Consider the following 17463-nt stretch of genomic DNA (forward strand, 5'->3'; position numbering starts at 1 on the left):
GGCAGGGCCGGATGACGGTTGCGAATGTTCAGGCCTGAAGGGAAGGCACGGGGAAGGTCATTTCCTTGTTCTTCTGCATGGTCCACACGCCGCAGGGGCACACGCCCGCACACACGCCGCAGCCTATGCACAGCTCGGGATCGGACACATAGGCGAAGTGTCCGTCGATTTCCACGCGGGAAATGGCCTTTTCGGGGCAGGATTCCCGGCACATGCCGCAGTCTCGGCAGGAACCGCAGCTCACGCAGCGGTAGTAGTCGTCTGCCGGGGTGGGAACATCTTCCCTGTGCACGCGGGAGAAGTATTCAAGGCTGAGGCGGGTGGAGGCCTTGTCGCGGCCGTCGGCCGGGCGAAGCGCTCTGCCCGTCATGTAGGCATGGGCAGCCTCGGCCGCACGGGCGCCGGAGCCGATGGCAGAGACCAGAAGACCGGGCTTCACCACGTCGCCTGCGGCGAACACGCCGGGCAGAATGCTCATGTCCTCGTCCGGCACCACCCAGCTTCCGCGGAAGGTGCGCACGCCCTCGGGAAGAAAGTCGATTTCCGGCTCGTCGCCGATGGTGATGATGACCATGTCGCCGGGGATGAGACGGCCCTTGTCGTCCCAGATGCCCTCTTCCGTGATCCTGCTGGTCATGAAGGGCCACACGAGCTCGCCGCCCAGAGATTCGATGTGGGCGATTTCCTTTTCAAAGGCGGCGGGCTTCTGCACGTCCACGCACGTCACGTGCTCCGCGCCCTCGGCGTAGGCGCCGGCCGCGGCGTCCATGCCCGCGTTGCCGCAGCCTATGACGATGACGTTCTTGCCCGTGGCAGGATGCTCGCCCTTGTTGACGGCCTTCAGGTAGTCGATGCCGCCGATGATGCGTTCCCTGCCGGGCCAGTTGAACATTCTGGCTTTGGTGCCGCCCACGGCCACGATGACCGCGTCGTTTTCCTCACGCAGGGCGGCGAACTTTTCGCCATCCACGCGGCAGGAGGTCACGAAGGACACGCCCATCTTTTCAATGCGGGCGATTTCCGAGGTGAGAAGATCGTGATTCAGGCGTTCGCGGGGAATGACCTGCTCGATCTTGCCGCCCACCACGGAGTCGGCTTCGTACACGGTGACGTCGTGTCCCTTTCGGGCAAGCTGCCAGGCTGCGGAAAGACCGGCCACGCCGGAGCCCACGACGGCCACCTTCTTTCCGGTGCGCACGGCGGGCTTTTCCACGGTGAGGGCGGCGGACTCAAGACCGAGGGGGCCTATCTGAACGGGCGAATCTATGCGGCATCCGCGGGTGCAGGCGTCCATGCAGGGGTTGGGGCATACGCTGCCGCACACCGAGCCGGGGAAGGGGGAGTAGTCCAGCACGAGACGAAACGCTTCTTCCGTGCGGCCTTCGCGCAGAAGGTTGTAGCGCTTCTGCGTGGGAATGTGGGCCGGGCAGGCGTATTCGCAGGGCGCGGCCGTGGCGGCGTTGTCCCACACGGGCACGCGCAGGCGGAAGTCGCCGCGTTCCACAAGACCGTTCACGCGGAAATCGTCCTTCACCACGTCGCTGAATATGCCGTTTTTCACCCAGTGGTCGGCGCGGTAGGAGGCAAGGGTCATGCGGGACTTCTTGGCGCCGGCCTTGAGGGGCACAAGCTTGCGCCATTCGGACCAGCTGCTGAGCACGGTCAGGGCGTCTTCGCGCTTCACCGCGGCAAGGAAGGCCTTCAGGCCGTCGGAGAGAAAGTCGATGTCGTTCTCATCGAGAGACTGCACGGCCACGTCGTTGTCGGCGTAGGAACCGGGGTCGCCGCGGAAGTAGAGCACGCCGCCCACCATGCCCACGCAGGCGCGCTCGCCGAGCACGGAAACGCCTTCGGGGGTATCGAGACCGCAGACCACCATCTTGCCGCCGCCCATGAATTCGCAGGGGAAGGAGCCGGTGCCGTCGAGAATCCACAGCTCGGGCTCGGGGTAGAGGGGGTCGTGCTTCATGAGGGAGCCGGAACGGGTGCCCGCGCGGCCGCCTATGTAGATGACGCCGGAAGCGGCGCAGTGGCCGGCAGTGTCGCCCGCATCGCCTCTCACGGTGATGCGCGCGCCGGAGTTGAGCCAGCCCACGTCGGCGGGGGCGGAGCCGTCCACCACGATTTCGGTGTTGTCGAGGCCCATGCAGCCCACGCGCTGACCGGGGTTGGTCACGTGGAAGTGCAGGGTGCGGCCTTCGGCGTTCCACAGCGGACCGCCGATGTCGTGCTGACCGGACGCACGGATCTCGAACTGCGTTTCGCCACGGGCCACGGCTTCGCCGATGGCCATCAGCAGATCCTGCGTGGACATGCGTTCGTGCTGAACGAGAGTATCTATGGAAAACATTGCGTTGCCTTTTTGGGATGAGGTTCCGGGTGAATGGCCGGTATGCGCCTTGGGCGCAGCATCAGCAGGCGTAGGCTATGCCGAGCTTTTCGGCCACGGCGTGATCGGTGGCCACGAGAGCGTCGGAACGGCCCACGGGCAGGGAGCTGTTGCCTATGGGAGCCATGAGCTTGCGCAGTTCGCTGTCGAAGGCAAGCACATAGTCCACAATGGCCTGTGCCCCTCTGTCCACGTCGAGCCGCGCCACGAGGCGCGGATCCTGCGAACAGATGCCGTTGGGGCACAGACCCGTGGAACAGTTGTTGCAGCGGCCGTTCTCGTTGCCCACGCAGCCCAGGAGCTGGATGAGGAGCTTGCCGATGAACACGCCGTTGGCGCCGAGGCATATCATCTTGAAGGCGTCGGCCGCAGCGTTCCCGGTGAGGCCCACGCCGCCGCCGGCCCACAGGGGAATCTGACCCTGAAGGCCCTGCCGCACGGCCGCGAGGTAGCAGTCGCGCAGCTTGGACACCACGGGATGACCGGTATGGTCGAGGGAAACCTCGTTGGCCGCGCCGGTGCCGCCCTGAATGCCGTCGATGAAAAAGCCGCCGCAGATGCGGTAGGGGTCGCGCAGCAGGTTGTTGTACACGGACACGGACGTGGCCGAGGCCGCGCACTTGATGGCCACGGGAACCCGGAAGCCGAAGGCAGCGTTGAGGGAGAGGTGCATTTTCTGCACGGATTCCTCAATGGAGTAGAGGCCCTGATGGTTCGGCGGAGAATGAAGGGTAGACTTGGGCACGCCGCGGATGGCCTGAATGTGCGGAGCCACCTTGGAGGCGGGCAGAAGGCCGCCGTCGCCGGGCTTGGCGCCCTGACCTATCTTGATGAGCACGCCCGCGGGGTCCACCTTCATGCGGGGCAGCGCCTTGACTATGCGGTCCCATCCGAAGTGGCCGGAGGCGATCTGAATGATGAAATACTTGAGCTTGTCGGACTCCATGAGTCTGACGGGCATGCCGCCTTCGCCGGAGCTCATGCGCACGGGCAGGCCGCATTCCTCGTTGAGGTAGGCGGCGGCCATGGCAATGGCTTCCCAGGCGCGGGTGGAGAGTGCGCCGATGGACATGTCGCTGAAGATGAGCGGATAGATCCAGTTCACGGGCGGGGTGTGGCCGGTCTTCACGAGCTTGCCGTCGCGCACCTGCAGTTCCGTGGCGAGGTCACGGGAGGGAAGCACGCGGCCCAGGGGAGCGCGCATGTCGAAGGTGTGGCGTTCGGAGTCGAGCGCGGGGTCGGTCATCTGGCTGATGCGGCCCACCACAATGGCGTCAAGGGTACGCTGCGTGTTCAGGTTGGTGCGTCCGCCGCGGCGGATGGGGCCGTTCACGCGGGCGATGACGGGAATGCGCTGGTCGGGGTTGCGCTCGGGATGAATGGCGTCGTTGGGGCACACCTTGGCGCAGAAGCCGCAGCCCACGCAAAGATGGGCGAGGTCGGTCTTCTGACGGATGACGGGCCGGGCGAGATGCTTCTTTTCCGGATCGGGCCAGGGCTTTTCCGAAACCGTGAGATCCTGGCGCATCATGCGAACTTCAATGGCGTTCTGCATGCACTGTGCCACGCAGCTGCCGCACATGGTGCAGCGGGTGGGGTCGTAGCGGATGATCCAGCGCAGATCGTCCGTGCAGTTGTCGAGAGCCTTTACTGTCTGCATATATGCACCCTCAGGTCGTTGTCAACGACGATGGTTTCCCGCTCGCCGGGGTAAATGTCTGTGGAAACGTCGCGGTCGGGCATGACGGCGTTGAGCCCGCACACTTCGGAGGAAATGGCCAGCATGTCCTTCGTGCGGCCCACCACCACGGGGCGCAGCTTCTTGGAGTCGCAGCAGGTCATCATGCGGCCGTCGGGAAGCATGGCGATGATGGCGTTCGGGCCGTTGATTTCAAGGTGGGCGAGCGTCTCGCGGATGATGCGCAGCACCTCGGCGTCCTCGCGTCTGTCGATTTCGGCGAAGGGCAGGGGCGTGATGACGTGCTTGTAGTATTCGATGGGCCATTTGAGCTCATTGAGCACGTAGTGCAGGGTGTAGAGCAGGCACTGCGAGTCGGATTCAAAGCCCATGTAGCCGCGATGCAGGGACTTCTGAAATTCCCTGTTCTTGGTGTAGAACGTGTTTTCGCCGTTGGCGCAGAGGGTGTAGCCCTGCAGGAAGAAGGGATGGGCGGCGTAGCGCACGATGTCGTAGTTGGTGTTCTGACGGCACTGGGTGACGATGTTTCTGGCCAGAAGCGGGCAGGAATCGTCCCACAGGCGGAAGTAGGTGGCGATGTCGCGGGGATCGCCTATTTCCTTGAGGGTGAGCGTGTCGGGCCAGAAGGAGTAGACGAAGCCTTCGTCGTTCTCTTCCAGCATGGAGCGCAGGGCGAGACGGGTGTCGACCAGAAGAGCGGCCTTTTCCTCGTCGCTGCTGTAGCGGTAGTGGGTGGGATAGTCGTAAACGCGGAAGAGGTAGCGTTCCATGGGGCGGATGTCCAGCCCGGGACGCGCGTCATACTTGGGAGTCCAGCTGAAAAGCAGGGAAAAATGATGCTCGGCCATGTAGTCGTCCACGGCGCGCATGCCCTCGCGGGAGCAGGCCGCGGAAAGCAGGGGCCTGTCCTTCCACTCGGCGAAGGGCCCGGCCAGATCCTGCATGACCATGGCAAAGCCGGAATTGTCGTGCCCTTCCTGCTGCGGAAGCATGAGCTCGAGCGCGCTGCGCGGCCCGATGGGCGTTAAGCTCTTTATAGACCCTATTCTGCACATGATGTTGTCCTCAATGTCCCCGGCCGTTAGCTGGAACGATAACGGCCTGCGATGCGTATTTGTACTGCGCCATCCGCTTGAGAGGGGCAGACCTTCCTGTGCGGCCTGCCCCTTCGCGAAATGGCTCTTTTCCGGGGGAGGGAGGGAGCGGGAACCTGCGGGTTCCCGCTCCCGGCCCTGTCAATGCGTCCACATGAGTTCGGCGTAGCCGGGCATGGGCCAGTCGGAATTGGCCATGATGGATTCCAGCTTGTCGGCAAAGCTGCGGCATTCGTTCATGGCGGGGAGCACCTCGTCACGGGCGATGAAGGCAGCCTTTTCCGCTTCCGAGGCGTCGGCGAGCACCATGCGCTTTTCGTCCAGCTTGCGCAGGGCCAGCATGAGGCTTTCGGTGGCGGAGGCGAGAAGTTCCAGATAGGAGGTCTGGGCGGCGGGAACCTTGCCCAGGGCCTCGCGGGTGCTGTTGACCATTTCGGCAGCCGCGCTCTGAGCCTTCATGGCGGCGGGCACGATGAGGGTGCGGCCCATGCGGCTGGCGGTGGCGGCTTCGATGCCTATGGTCTTGGCGTAGTTCTCAAACAGAATCTCCTGACGGGAGAGGCATTCGCGTTCGGAGAGAATGCCCTGACGGGAGAAGGTCGCGAGCACGTCGGCATCGCTGTAGTGTTCGAGGGCCTGCACGGTGTTGGCGTAGTTGGGCAGACCGCGCTTTGCGGCTTCCACGGGCCATTCTTCGGTGTAGCCGTTGCCGTTGAACACGATGGGGGCGTGTTCGGTGAACAGGTCGGTGAGCAGGCTCTGCACGGCGCTGTTCAGATCCTTGCCTGCGGCAACGTCGGCTTCGAGGCGGTCGGCGATGTCTTCAAGGGCGCAGGCCACGGCGGCGTTGATGGCGATGTTGGCCGGAGCAATGGACTGCGAGGAGCCCACGGCGCGGAATTCAAACTTGTTGCCCGTGAAGGCGAAGGGGCTCGTTCTGTTGCGGTCGGAGTAGTCGCAGGGCATGGGAGGCAGCACGTCGACGCCGATGTTCAGCGTAGGCTTGGCCTTCTTGGTGCAGGAGCCGTCGCCCGTGAAGGAACGGACCACTTCGGCAAGCTGATCGCCGAGGTACACGGAAATGATGGCCGGCGGCGCTTCGTTGGCGCCGAGTCTGTGGTCGTTGCCGGCGCCGATGGTGCCGAGACGCAGCACGGCGGAGTGCTTGTGCACGGCGCGCAGCACGGCAGCGAGGAAGACGAGGAACTGCGCGTTGTCCTGCGGGGTGTCGCCGGGCTTCAGCAGGTTGTTGCCTTCGGAGTCGGAGAGCGACCAGTTGTTGTGCTTGCCCGAGCCGTTCACGCCTTCAAAGGGCTTTTCATGCAGAAGGCACATGAAGCCGTGACGCGGCGCGATGTAGCGCATGAGGTTCATGACCAGCATGTTGTGGTCGGTGGCGATGTTCACCTTTTCATAAAGGGGCGCAAGCTCGAACTGGGCGGGGGCCACTTCGTTGTGACGGGTCTGGGCGGGAATGCCGAGACGGTAGAGCGTGTGCTCAAGGTCTTCCATGAAGGCCATCACACGGGAGGGAATGGCACCGAAGTAGTGGTCTTCCATTTCCTGGCCCTTGGGGGTGGTGGCGCCGTACAGGGTGCGTCCGGTCATGATGAGGTCGGGGCGCCTGGCGGCAAGTTCCTTGTCCACGAGGAAGTATTCCTGTTCGGGGCCGACCTGGGCATCCACGCGGGTGGCGCGGGTGTTGCCGAACAGGCGCAGAATGCGCAGCGCCTGACGGGACACGGCGGACACGGAGCGCAGCAGCGGAACCTTGCGGTCGAGGGCCTCACCCGTGTAGGCATAGAACATGGTGGGAACGTGCAGGGTGTGGCCGATGAGGAACACCGGAGAGGTGGGGTCCCAGGCGGTGTAGCCGCGGGCCTCGAAGGTGGAGCGCAGGCCGCCGGACGGGAAGCTCGAGGCATCCGGTTCGCCGGAGAGCAGGGTCTTGCCCGAGAAGCAGCTGATCATCTTGCCGTCAACGGGCTGCAGGAAGGCGTCGTGCTTTTCCGCGGTGAGCCCGGTGAGGGGATGGAACCAGTGGGTGTAGTGGGTGGCGCCGCGGGAGACGGCCCAGTCCTTCATGGCATTGGCCACGGTGCCCGCAATGGCGGGATCGAGGCGGGTGCCGTTCAGGATGGTCTGCTCAAGGTTCACGTACACGTCGTGCGGCAGATGCCGGCACATGGTGTCGAGCGTGAACACGTCGCAGCCGAAATATTCGTCGTCATGCCTTGGCGTATTGGAACTTGACATGTTTGTAAACTCCTTTGGGAAAGGCTTCTTGGCTTTTTCTTCTTTTTCTAAAGCAAGAACTGTGCCAAAACAGATATATTTATTATAACATAAAGAAATAAAAGGAATAAATTTTATCTGCACAAAATTGAAACGTGAGAGCAAGTACAATTTTCAACCGAAATGTAGAAAAAATATCTTCCCAGTATTGGACAAAATTGTTATAATTTTCAGGATTGTTTTGAAATGTTCCTGAAATTTCAGTATGTTGTCATGGTAAATGAGAAAATCTACATTTTAGTAGATTTTACGAAGACCTCCCTGGTACCATTCCGTGATGACGGGAGAGACAGGAATATTTTCTACATAAAGGTAGAAAATAATCGGCAGATATATGACGGGCAGTGCGGAGAGCTGACTTCCAGAGGAAAAAACTGCCCCGGGCGTCTTTCAAGAGGCCGGGAGTGGCGGACAGCGCAGGAAGACTGTCTGCCGCAGAGAAGGAAGGCGCCTGTTTCCGGGCAAAAGGCTTCGTTTGATGGAAGAATTTTCGTCGAAGAGTTCCGGGGCCGTGCCGGCGCGGCGGCCGTCGTGCGCATTCATCGTCCGCACGGCATCATTTAAATAAAGAAGCCAGATGGTTTCCCATCTGGCTCTTTGAGTTCATAGCAGCGACACGTCGATACTACAGGACGGCATCACTTCGCGTCGATGGCTTCCTTGTAGAGCTGCGGATACACGCGGCTGAAGAAGTGACCGGTGGAACGGCAGGCTGCACCGAGCACGAGGTCGATGTGCTTGCCCTTGGCGCGACCGGCGAGGTTCTCGGTCTTGGCCTTGGCGTTTTCCACGTGCCAGGCTTCCACGGTGTTTCCGTTCATCTTGTCGATGACGATGGTGAAGTAGCCTTCGGGGCCCACATACTTGTTGTTTTTGGCGTCGAGAACGATGGGTTCCTTGTTTTCCAGAACGATTTCATGGATGAAGGAGCATTCCGCGCAGATTTCGGGACGGGTGATGAAGCGCTTGTCGGCAGCCCATTCACCGCCGTTGGTCACGGTAATGACGTCGCTGTGGGCCATGAGGGCCACCTTGCCGTTCACGAACGCGCCGCCTTCGTTGCGGGGATTGATGTTCACAAGTTCCCTGCCGCTTGCAGACTGGGCGTACAGGGCCTTGCACACCACGCGGGAGGCGGGGAACAGCTTCAGGGATTCGGCGTCGGCCTTGAGCGTCCTGGTCACGGTGCCCTGCTGGTCGGTGATCTTCACGGTGGCGGTGTCGGCGGTGATGTCGGTCACTTCCACGGTGGCGTTGCCGATCTTGATGGTGTCGCCCTTGCCGTACATTCCGAGGACGGGATCATTGGGGGAGATGAGCGCCTTGGACGTGCTCACCGTGACGAATTCCTTGATCTTGGCTTCCGTGGCGGAGAGGCTGTCCATGTAGATCACGGAGCGGGAGTTCGTGGAGATGTCGTTGCCCACGAGGTAGGGACGGATGTCGGCCTGATCCATGCAGGAGGTGGTGCCTTCCTTGAGACCGGAACCGCTCTTGAGCAGCGAGCCGTCGGAGGCGGAGGGCTTCACGTTCGAGCCGCCGACCACGATGAAGGGATTGCCGTAGTAGTTGCCCGTGGTCTTGATGAGCCAGAAGTAGGCCATATGGCCTCCGGCGATGCCGAAGGGATCGGGATCAATGGCCTTGAGTTCCCAGCCGCGGGTCTTTTCCTCGTTGCCGAAGATGATGTCGCCGGGCTTCATGGTGACGTTCTTCACCACGTCCTGCTGATACTCGTCGGTGATGAAGTGATACTTCTTGCCGGCAATGGTGAAGACGTGGTCGTTGAAGGACCACCAGTTGCTGCAGCGGGAAGTGGTGTAGAGACCGGCGGCGGGAATGACGACCTTGCCGTCCTTGACATAGCTCTGACGGATGACGACGCCGTCGTCGACGGTCTTGCGTTTGCCGTCAAGCAGCTTGATTTTGTAGTTGTTGGTCATTCCCTGCAGTTTCATGACATACGCGCCGTCGGTGGCAGGAGATTTCATGACGGCACTTTCGCCGTCGGCGGCAACGGCAACGCCGCTTACGGCAAGAACGCAGGCCAGAGCCATGGCGGCTTTGGCAAAATAACGATTCAGAGACATGAGTGCTCCTCAACGGGACTTGCCCGTTTGTTTGAGACCGGCCCTGTGTCTCTGCCATGGCAGGAAGATTGTCGACGATTTTTTTTATTCGCTTGTTATATTTTTGTCAAACCTGTTACAAAAAAATTTTGCGTCAAATTTTCGTGAAAAGTGTTGCGGTGCAGTATTTTTTTTCATGTTTCTCCGCAGGGGTGGCGCATGAGGGCGGCCGTCTTTCTTGCCTGAAGTTTTTTTTTACCGTACCATGGCGGACATGAAAATTTCCGAGGTGAGCCATGGCTGTTCGCTGTCCGTGCTGCAAAAGTTCCGATGTGTGCAGGGATGACCGTTACCGTGCGCTCGGCACGGCGGCGGGAGGCATCGGCGGCGCAGCCGCCGGGGTATCCGGCATAAGTGCGGGGGCCGTTGCCGGAGCGGCCATAGGATCCGTGCTTCCCGGACTCGGCACGGCCATAGGGGCCCTTGCGGGCGGACTCGTGGGCGCAGTGACGGGGGCAGCTTCCGGGGCCGTTCTGGGCAACCGTGCGGGGCACGCCATGGACAACAAATACAACCGGCATCTCTACCGCTGCCGCAGGTGCGGCAGGCTTTTTGCCGCGTAGATTCTTTCGGCGTCTTCTGTCTTTTCCTGTGAGCATTCGGTCTGAAGGGCGTGCCTTGGGGCGCGCTCTTCTGCTGCGTCCTTCGCGCGCCGGCTGAGGAACAGACGAACACGGGCACGACACGAGGTTTCGACCGTGCCGCGCCGGGCGCAGGCGAGGAACGCGGCTGAAGCCCGGGCAGAAAAAGAGCGGGAAGAGAGAATCTCTTCCCGCTGCGGGGACACGCCGGGGGGAAAGTGAGGGCCCGGCGAAGAAAAGGCCGTCACAGTCGAGACGGCCTTTTTTTACATGAGGTTAGCAGAAGAGGGAGACGCCGGTCTGGTACTTGGTGTCTTCCACGAGGATCTTGATGTCGTAGCGGCCGGAGAGGCCTTCCTTGCTGATGTTCTGCTTGATGACGCGGTCGTCGTCTTCAAGGTAGGCGCCGGAGCACATGGCGAGATGATAGGAAGCGGCGGTGTTGATGAAGTAGCCGCGGGTTTCCTTTTCGCCTTCGAGCAGCACCATGACCAGGGAGCCGCGGGCGAAGCGGCCGTGGAACACGATGCGGTCTTCGTCTTCCTCAATGTTCACCTGATGCCAGGAGTCGATGACTTCCTGAGATTCCGGCACGTCGGGAATGGTGTCGAAGGTGGGGGTCACGTCCAGATGGCCGAGGAGCTTGCCTTCGCCGAACGGGGCGTTGTCGCCGTCATGGTAGGGGAAGAGCTTTTCGGCGCGGTAGAAGTTGCCGTCCACTTCCATGGAGTACATGACCACGCCGTCCTTCTGTTCCACGGTCTTGGCGCAGATGTCGGTGCCGGGTTCCTTCTTGGGGTTGATGAAGGCGCCGAGCTTGTCGGAGGCGTAGCCGTCCTTCCAGCCGATGCCGCCGGAATGGATGAGGTAGTGACCTTCGTCGTAGTATTCCACGTTGCAGATGTAGGGAGAGAAGAAGCTCTGGCCGAGTTCCTTGCCGTACTGCCACACCTGTTCGATTTCCATTTTTTCGGTGTCGATGCGGTAGCGCACGCCGCGGGAGAAGTTGTCGCGGTTTCTGATGTAGCGTTCCTTCACCTTGGAGCGGTACTGGCCGTTGTCGAAGCACATGATGTCGCCGTTGGGGCAGACCACGCAGGCGTGCTGTTCATACTGCCAGTCGAAGTTGGCCACGTCGCCTACGGGCTTGAAGAAGTACTTCTGCATGTCTTCGGGCCAGGTTTCGGGGTCGCCGATGATCCAGTTGAGCTTGCTGGTCTCGTAGTCGAAGTTCACCACGGCGTCCTGATGGCGGCCGGAAATGGTGATGGTCTTGTTCTTGTCGTCGTACCACAGGGCGTTGTTGTGGAACCAGTCATGGGCGTCCTGAGAGCCGGAGCCGGCCACGTTCTGGGGCAGGAAGGTCTTGTAGTCCCAGGTGCGGAGCACTTCGCCGGTCTCGCGGTCAAGCAGGGCAATCATGTCTTCCACGGTGCTTGTGGTGAAGTCCTGGGTGAGGGCGAGAATGTTGCCGTCGGGCATTTCGAAGTGGTCATGATGATAGTTGCCCGGCATGCGGAATTCCTTGTAGATCTTGCCGAGCAGGTTCAGTTCGATGACGCCGGTGGGGCAGTAGGGCATGTGGCAGAAGCGGTGGGAACCGGTCATGATGTTGCCGTTCTTCAGGCGCTTGATGTCGAACATGGTGTTTTCGGTGAGCAGCCAGCGGATGTCGCCCATGTAGTCGTAGGCGGTGGGCAGGTTCTTGCCGGCCGGGGTGAGGAACATGAAGTTGTTGCCGAAGTAGTCCATGGACGTGTTGATGTTGCGGCAGCGGCACACGTCTTCGGGCAGCGGCTGGGACTCGATGGAGAAGGTCTTCGTTTCGCCGGTGGAAAGTTCCACGGTCACGCGGGTGGCCATGCCTTCGTAGAGGCCGATGACCGGAATGGCGTGGCTCGTGCCTTCGGGGAAGGCATGCACGATGTTTTCACGGTCGTTGCGCTTGCCGTGAATGGTCATGGTGGCGGTGGCGGGCTTTTCGCTCTTGAAGAGAATCAGCGCGCAGAGCGGGTTGATGAAGTAGGGGTTGACCAGAACATGGGCGTTTTCGAGCGTGGGCTTTTCCGCTTCAAAGGCGGCAAGGAATTCCTTCTCGGCGCGATTCTGGCGAGTAATGAGGTGATCGTTGTAGGTGTGCATCACTTTGCTGCTCATGACTGGGCTCCTTTCGGCGTTCTACGTGTTGAATGGGCGTTCGTTAGGCTTTGAGCTTTTCGATTTCCTGAACGATGGCGGGCTTCTGCTTGAGTCCCTCGAGACGGGAGACCTCAGCGCCGTCCTTCATGAAGAGCATGGTGGGGAAGCCCTTCACGCCGCAGCGTTCCTTGAGTTCCTGATTGGCGTCGAAGTCCACGGTGAAGATGCGGAAGTCGGGATCGTTCTTGCTGATGTCCTTGAGAACGAAGGAAAGCATTTTGCAGGGACCGCAGGTCTTGGAATAGAATTCCACCAGCATGACGCCGGACTTGTCCATGCTGTCGTAGGCGGCGGTATCGATTTCCGTGATCATGGGATGACTCCTTGAAGATGATGGGTTTCGCTTGGCGGGGTTTCTGCCGGAAAAGAGGACGCTATCCTCTCAGCTTTTCAACGTACTTGGAAGCGGAGTTGGCGGCGATGGCGCCGTCGCCGCAGGCCGTGGCCACCTGGCGCAGGCCCTTTACGATGATGTCGCCGGCGGCGAATATGCCGGGACGGGACGTGGCCATGGCCGCGTCGGTCACGATGCAGCCGGTGCGGTCGAGAATGCCGAGGTCGGCGCAGAAGGAAGCCGTGGGTTCGAGGCCTATGTATTCAAACACGCCGTCGCAGGTGACGGTACGTTCGGTGGCATCTTCCTTCGTGGACTTGAAGCGCACGCCTTCAAGCTTGCCGTCGCCCAGAAATTCCAGCACGTCCTGGTAGGGGTAGATGGTGACGTTGGGCATGGCGCGCAGCTTGTCGCAGGCGATGGGGTCGGCCGTGAGGTCGAACATGGTCACTATGGTGAGCTTGTTCACGATGCCGGCAAGATAAATGGATTCCTCCACGGCGGAGTTGCCGCCGCCTATGACCACTACGTCCTTGCCGCGGTACTGCGCGCCGTCGCAGATGGCGCACCAGCTTATGCCCGCGCCGGTGAAGTTTTCCTCGCCGGGGATGTTCAGACGGCGGGGCCTCGTGCCGGTGGCGATGATGACCGCGGAAGCTTCGTACACGGCGTCGTCTTCAAGGCAGACGACCTTCTTCACGTCGCCTTCATCCACGATGGAGGTCACGGTCTTGTAGTCGAATTCCGCGCCCACTTCCTGGGAATGCTCGAACATCTTGATGGCGAGTTCCGCACCGTTGATGGTGCCGAAGCCGGTGTAGTTGGCGATTTCGTTGGTGTTGATGATCTGGCCGCCGGGGGCGAGCCTGTCGAGCACCAGAGTTTTCATGTTGGCACGCACGGCATAGATGGAAGCGGTAAGACCGGCGGGGCCGCCGCCCACAATAATGACATCGTACTTGTTCATGGAGAGAGCTCCTTTATGATGTTCGCTTCCCGTGCGGGGAAGACATGGCATGTTGAGAGTGTGTGGGGCTTGGGGAAAAGGGGGTCGGGCCGGTTATCCAAAGATGACCATGGATACCGGAATGCCCACCACGATGATGACGCCTACGATGAGCAGCGAGGCGGACACGGTGTAGGTGACGATTTCCTTGGGAGAAAGCCACTGCGTGTTGCCGAAGAGTATGGCTGCAAAGGGAGAGGCCGCAGGCGTGCAGGCGGCAATGAGCACGGCGAAGATGAAGCAGGCCATGAGAGGACCGGCGTTCATGCCGAAGGCGTTGCACATGGCGAGCAGCACGGGCGTGAGCACGAGACCGAGCACCACGGAGTTCGAGAAGTTGGTGCAGAATATGCCGAGCAGCACCACGGCGATGCACAGGGACATGTAGCCGAAGCCCGAGAGGGCGTCGCGCAGAACGTATTCCATGAATATGGTCACGTTGGTGCCCTTGCCGGTCATGGCGTCGCCGAGGAGCATGGCGGCGGCGATGAGCAGAAAGACGCGCCAGGGGAAGACCACCGCCGTTTCGCTGATGTCGGCCACGGGCTTGCCGTGCAGATGCACGAAGCCCACGAGGAAGAGGGCGACGAGCGGCGCGAGCATGTAGGTTCTGGAGAGGAAGGCGCCGAGGACGTTGTCCTTGCCGATGATGCCGGGCACGAGAATCCATCCGGCGAATATGGCGAAGGCGATGAGCACGCCCTTCTGATAGCCGGTCATGGGCTTGAGCGGTTCCTTGCGCAGGGTTTCGGGGTCGAGACGAAGCAGCGGGGAAACGTCCACGCGGAAGACGAAGCGCATGAGCAGCATGAGTCCCGCTATGGACACGAGGGAGATGATAAGGGCGAAGCAGAAGTAGGAGGCCGCAGGAAGGGCGGGCACGTTCAGACCGGGATTGCTGGCGGCCAGACCCCATATGTTGCCGAGCAGCAGGAAGGCGCCGGTCTTGAAGGGGTCGGAGGCGAAGGAGAGCAGGGCCATGATGATGATGTAGACGAGCATGATGGAAACATACTTGTCGCCGCGCTTGTAGCCGACCTGCTCGAATATGCCGTACATGACGGGCCACATGAGAAAGCATATGGTCGTCTGTTCGAAGAAGGCCAGAAGGTAGGTGGCGAGGAGGATGACGCCGGTCAGCACCCACGGACGGCCGATGATGAAGTCGCGGTGCAGTATCCACTGGGAGAGCCAGGAGGACACGTTGCTCTTGATGAGGGCCGTGGCGAAGCACAGGGTGAAGAAGATCATGACCACCATGGGGTTGCCGAGCAGGGAACTCAGCACCTTGGGCGCTGGCGTGAAGCCGCTGAAGGCGAGCATGAGCACGCCGAGAAAGCAGGGCCAGAGGGTGTCGACGAAGGTCCAGAGGTAGACCACGCCGAGGAAGATCATGGCATTGACCATGCCCATGCGGGTGATGGTGATGACGGCGTTGCCGTCCACCACGGGAAAGCCCGCGGCCACGAGGGCGTCGTTGACGGGAACGGACATGGAGGGGCAGGGCAGGAAATAGCCGAGGAACATGAGCCCGATGCCGATGACGGTATGAACTATGGTGGAGAGAGGAAGTGCTCTTACGGACATGCTGCCTCCAGCTGCGGAGCAAAAAGCCTGTGATGGTAAGGGAAAGGGTGCTCGGAAAGCGGAGGAGGATTCTTCACACCTGGACTTTTACGGATGCTGGTTAACATAGGGCGATGGCGTACAAAAAAAACTAGTCTAAGCTAGCTTTTGGGAAATTTTTTGCTTTTGCCGGGAAAAAGGACCGTTCAGAGGGGAAAATGGGGGGGCGGACCATGCGTTTTGCACTCACGGTACATTCAGTTTTTTCAGTGGATTGTGAAGAAAGGGCCGTAGCTCGAGACGTGTGCCCCGGGGGCTTTCCGGGAACGAAAAAATTTTTTCGGAGCATGGGCGCAGCACCTGCCGCGAAGTGTTGAAAAAATGCCCTCGTGCAGGCATAACATATTATTATAAAAGAATTTTATTCTGAGTTGCCGATAAGGAAAGAGGCGCGTGCGCGCTCCGTTTCACCGCGCGATCTGAGGAGCGCCTCAAAAGAAGAAATCTGCGGGCGGGAAAGACGGAAAAACGGTTGGGGAAGAGGCGCGAAAAAAGCTCGGCGGAGCGTATGCGCCTTTCAGGAAAACGGGAACAAGAGGCGGAAAAACGGGCAGTACGGGGGAGCGCAAAGGGGGAAGCCTGGGCGGGGAAGAGCCTTGCGGAGAGATGGGCCGGGAGCATGCGGGCAGGGAACGCGCCTCGGAGAACGAGCCGTTTGCGCTCTCCTGCACGCGGGGGCCTGGCCGGTGCGGAAATGCGACAAGAGGAGATGTCCGGAGACGTGCGGGCGAATCGTGCCCCGCACGGAGCGGGGGCTTCTTTCGATCATTTTCCGGGGCGCGGCGCGTGCCCGTCCATGTCGGGGGCAGCCTCCCGGTAGGAAATCTGACTGAGCTGAGAGGCGAGCTTCATGAGCTCGTCGGGATTTTTCACGAAGGTGACGCCCTTGTCCTTGTCCAGGATGCCTTCCTTGCGCAGGGAACGGAATATCTTGGTGACGGTCATGACGTGCAGGGAGAGATGACCGGCGATTTCCGTGTAGGTAAGGTATCGGGGCAGCGCGTGGGGCGGCTTTTTTTCCATGAACACGGAAAGCATGCGGCATACGCGCACCGTGGCGGGAAGCGTGGTGTTGTTGACGGACTGCACGATGATCTTCATGAGGTTTCCGGCAAGACCGCAGATGAGCAGGCTCTTCAAAGGCTCCTCGTCCATGTGCTTCATGAACTCGCCGTGCGTCATGGACACGAGACGACAGCGGGTCTTGGTGCACATGACGAGGGATTCGTTGTATAAAAGAAAATCGAAGGCGTCGTGGGGGATGGCGTAGGCCTGATTGACGGAAGGAATGAAGCTCAGAAGATCGCCGGGATGAAAGTAGATGAGCGAATGCGCTCCGCCCACGGCGGACATGGCGGTGAGCGTCACGGCGCCGTCGATAAGGTAGTACACCCGGTCCACGCGCAGCTTCGTGCCGCGGGGAACGACGATTTCCCTGCTGAAGCTCAGAAGATGCTTCCGGCAGATCTCGACGTCGGAAGCTCTTTTTGGAGCGTCATGACCGGACGAAGGTCCGAAGGAACTGGTCGTCCCGGGGGAAAGATGATTCGAGGAGTCTTGCTTCATGGTCCCGTGACCTTCTGCTTGGTCTCTGCGTCATGCGTCCTTCAAGGCCGCGGACGACGCGAGGCGGAAAAGCACATCTCGTTTGCGGCGCGCGTCTTCCCTGCGCGCGTTTCGGGGAGCCTCGTCCCGGCTCCGGACAGAACGGCAGCATCTTCAAAAAATATTTCATCGGCAGGGGCGGCTGTCAATCCGTTTTCCTGGCGGAGGAGCCGCACGTTTCCGTCCCGCCGCTGCGCTGAAGGGCGCTTTGCCTTTTTGTGCGTCCTGCCGGGGCAGGGGAAAGAGGGGCGGATGCCGTTTTCCGGCGGGCGCGGAGAACAAAAAAGACGGTCTCTCCGTCGGAAGGAAAGACCGCCTTTTTCTGGCAGAGGAAAGTTACGCGTCGTCGCCCCAGGCTTCTATGCCGCGCCTGTCCGCGAGCTTTTCGGGATGAAACACGGGGTCGGCCACGCCGGCCTTCTTCTGGTCCGCATAGTCCTTGAGCGCCATGAAGGCGTTTCTGCCGAGCAGGGCGATGGCCACGAGGTTGACTATGGCCATGAGCG

At 60.8% G+C, this 17463-nt stretch carries 13 protein-coding genes; 2 read left to right on the plus strand and 11 right to left on the minus strand.

The features are described from left to right. Positions 1–28: 28 nt before the first annotated feature. From Q0J81_RS00260 to Q0J81_RS00275, 4 genes are all read right to left on the minus strand, one after another. A complete protein-coding gene (locus Q0J81_RS00260; RefSeq protein WP_294445379.1) occupies positions 29–2350 on the minus strand; it encodes an FAD-dependent oxidoreductase in 2322 nt (773 codons plus the stop codon). Positions 2351–2411: 61 nt separating this feature from the next. After that, positions 2412–4049, minus strand: coding sequence for a glutamate synthase-related protein (locus Q0J81_RS00265; RefSeq protein WP_294445380.1), 1638 nt, complete (start codon positions 4047–4049; stop codon positions 2412–2414). Further along, positions 4037–5143 carry a glutamate synthase gene (locus Q0J81_RS00270; RefSeq protein WP_294445381.1) on the minus strand — a complete coding sequence of 369 codons (1107 nt, stop codon included), beginning with the start codon at positions 5141–5143 and terminating at the stop codon, positions 4037–4039. Before Q0J81_RS00270 ends, Q0J81_RS00265 begins: the two co-directional genes overlap by 13 nt. 180 nt (positions 5144–5323) lie before the next feature. Continuing rightward, entirely contained in the window at positions 5324–7438 is a 2115-nt protein-coding gene (locus Q0J81_RS00275; protein WP_294445382.1) for a glutamine synthetase III, read from the minus strand. Positions 7439–7663: 225 nt separating this feature from the next. On the opposite strand from Q0J81_RS00275, the gene Q0J81_RS00280 reads away from it, so the two are divergent. Then, positions 7664–8041 carry a hypothetical protein gene (locus tag Q0J81_RS00280; protein ID WP_294445383.1) on the plus strand — a complete coding sequence of 126 codons (378 nt, stop codon included), beginning with the start codon at positions 7664–7666 and terminating at the stop codon, positions 8039–8041. Between the two features lie 74 nt (positions 8042–8115). Here the strand turns inward: Q0J81_RS00280 and Q0J81_RS00285 are convergent, their stop codons facing one another. Further along, positions 8116–9567 carry a hypothetical protein gene (locus tag Q0J81_RS00285; protein ID WP_294445384.1) on the minus strand — a complete coding sequence of 484 codons (1452 nt, stop codon included), beginning with the start codon at positions 9565–9567 and terminating at the stop codon, positions 8116–8118. Between the two features lie 275 nt (positions 9568–9842). Here Q0J81_RS00285 and Q0J81_RS00290 point away from each other — a divergent pair, with 275 nt between their 5' ends. Beyond that, on the plus strand, positions 9843–10169 hold the full coding sequence (locus Q0J81_RS00290; protein ID WP_294445385.1) for a hypothetical protein: 327 nt from the start codon (positions 9843–9845) through the stop codon (positions 10167–10169). Positions 10170–10463: 294 nt separating this feature from the next. On the opposite strand, the gene Q0J81_RS00295 is transcribed toward Q0J81_RS00290, so the two are convergent. The 6 genes from Q0J81_RS00295 to Q0J81_RS12275 form a co-directional block, all read right to left on the minus strand. After that, the gene (locus tag Q0J81_RS00295; protein WP_294445387.1) at positions 10464–12344 is read right to left on the minus strand and encodes an aryl-sulfate sulfotransferase; all 1881 of its coding nucleotides are present in this window, start codon (positions 12342–12344) and stop codon (positions 10464–10466) included. Between the two features lie 43 nt (positions 12345–12387). After that, positions 12388–12699 (minus strand): thioredoxin family protein, encoded by a 312-nt coding sequence (locus Q0J81_RS00300; protein ID WP_294445388.1) that lies wholly within the window; start codon positions 12697–12699, stop codon positions 12388–12390. A gap of 61 nt (positions 12700–12760) precedes the next feature. After that, complete coding sequence (locus Q0J81_RS00305) at positions 12761–13687, minus strand: FAD-dependent oxidoreductase (RefSeq protein WP_294445389.1); 927 nt, start codon at positions 13685–13687, stop codon at positions 12761–12763. Positions 13688–13780: 93 nt separating this feature from the next. Further along, a complete protein-coding gene (locus Q0J81_RS00310; RefSeq protein WP_294445390.1) occupies positions 13781–15313 on the minus strand; it encodes an SLC13 family permease in 1533 nt (510 codons plus the stop codon). An 804-nt stretch (positions 15314–16117) separates the two neighbouring features. Next, complete coding sequence (locus Q0J81_RS00315) at positions 16118–16918, minus strand: Crp/Fnr family transcriptional regulator (RefSeq protein WP_294445391.1); 801 nt, start codon at positions 16916–16918, stop codon at positions 16118–16120. A 375-nt stretch (positions 16919–17293) separates the two neighbouring features. Further along, on the minus strand, positions 17294–17458 hold the full coding sequence (locus Q0J81_RS12275) for an alanine:cation symporter family protein (RefSeq protein WP_366937493.1): 165 nt from the start codon (positions 17456–17458) through the stop codon (positions 17294–17296). Positions 17459–17463: the final 5 nt, after the last annotated feature.

Origin of the sequence: uncultured Mailhella sp. (genome assembly GCF_944324575.1) — a bacterium.
Taxonomy (GTDB): domain Bacteria; phylum Desulfobacterota; class Desulfovibrionia; order Desulfovibrionales; family Desulfovibrionaceae; genus Mailhella.

Bases quoted from the DNA above. Each gene is read 5' to 3' on its own strand.
- Q0J81_RS00305 (WP_294445389.1), bottom strand. From the start codon at position 13,687: ATGAACAAGTACGATGTCATTATTGTGGGCGGCGGCCCCGCCGGTCTT.
- Q0J81_RS00280 (WP_294445383.1), top strand. From the start codon at position 7,664: ATGTTCCTGAAATTTCAGTATGTTGTCATGGTAAATGAGAAAATCTAC.
- Q0J81_RS00310 (WP_294445390.1), bottom strand. From the start codon at position 15,313: ATGTCCGTAAGAGCACTTCCTCTCTCCACCATAGTTCATACCGTCATC.
- Q0J81_RS00265 (WP_294445380.1), bottom strand. From the start codon at position 4,049: ATGCAGACAGTAAAGGCTCTCGACAACTGCACGGACGATCTGCGCTGG.
- Q0J81_RS00315 (WP_294445391.1), bottom strand. From the start codon at position 16,918: ATGAAGCAAGACTCCTCGAATCATCTTTCCCCCGGGACGACCAGTTCC.
- Q0J81_RS00285 (WP_294445384.1), bottom strand. From the start codon at position 9,567: ATGTCTCTGAATCGTTATTTTGCCAAAGCCGCCATGGCTCTGGCCTGC.
- Q0J81_RS12275 (WP_366937493.1), bottom strand. From the start codon at position 17,458: ATGGCCATAGTCAACCTCGTGGCCATCGCCCTGCTCGGCAGAAACGCC.
- Q0J81_RS00295 (WP_294445387.1), bottom strand. From the start codon at position 12,344: ATGAGCAGCAAAGTGATGCACACCTACAACGATCACCTCATTACTCGC.
- Q0J81_RS00260 (WP_294445379.1), bottom strand. From the start codon at position 2,350: ATGTTTTCCATAGATACTCTCGTTCAGCACGAACGCATGTCCACGCAG.
- Q0J81_RS00290 (WP_294445385.1), top strand. From the start codon at position 9,843: ATGGCTGTTCGCTGTCCGTGCTGCAAAAGTTCCGATGTGTGCAGGGAT.
- Q0J81_RS00270 (WP_294445381.1), bottom strand. From the start codon at position 5,143: ATGTGCAGAATAGGGTCTATAAAGAGCTTAACGCCCATCGGGCCGCGC.
- Q0J81_RS00300 (WP_294445388.1), bottom strand. From the start codon at position 12,699: ATGATCACGGAAATCGATACCGCCGCCTACGACAGCATGGACAAGTCC.
- Q0J81_RS00275 (WP_294445382.1), bottom strand. From the start codon at position 7,438: ATGTCAAGTTCCAATACGCCAAGGCATGACGACGAATATTTCGGCTGC.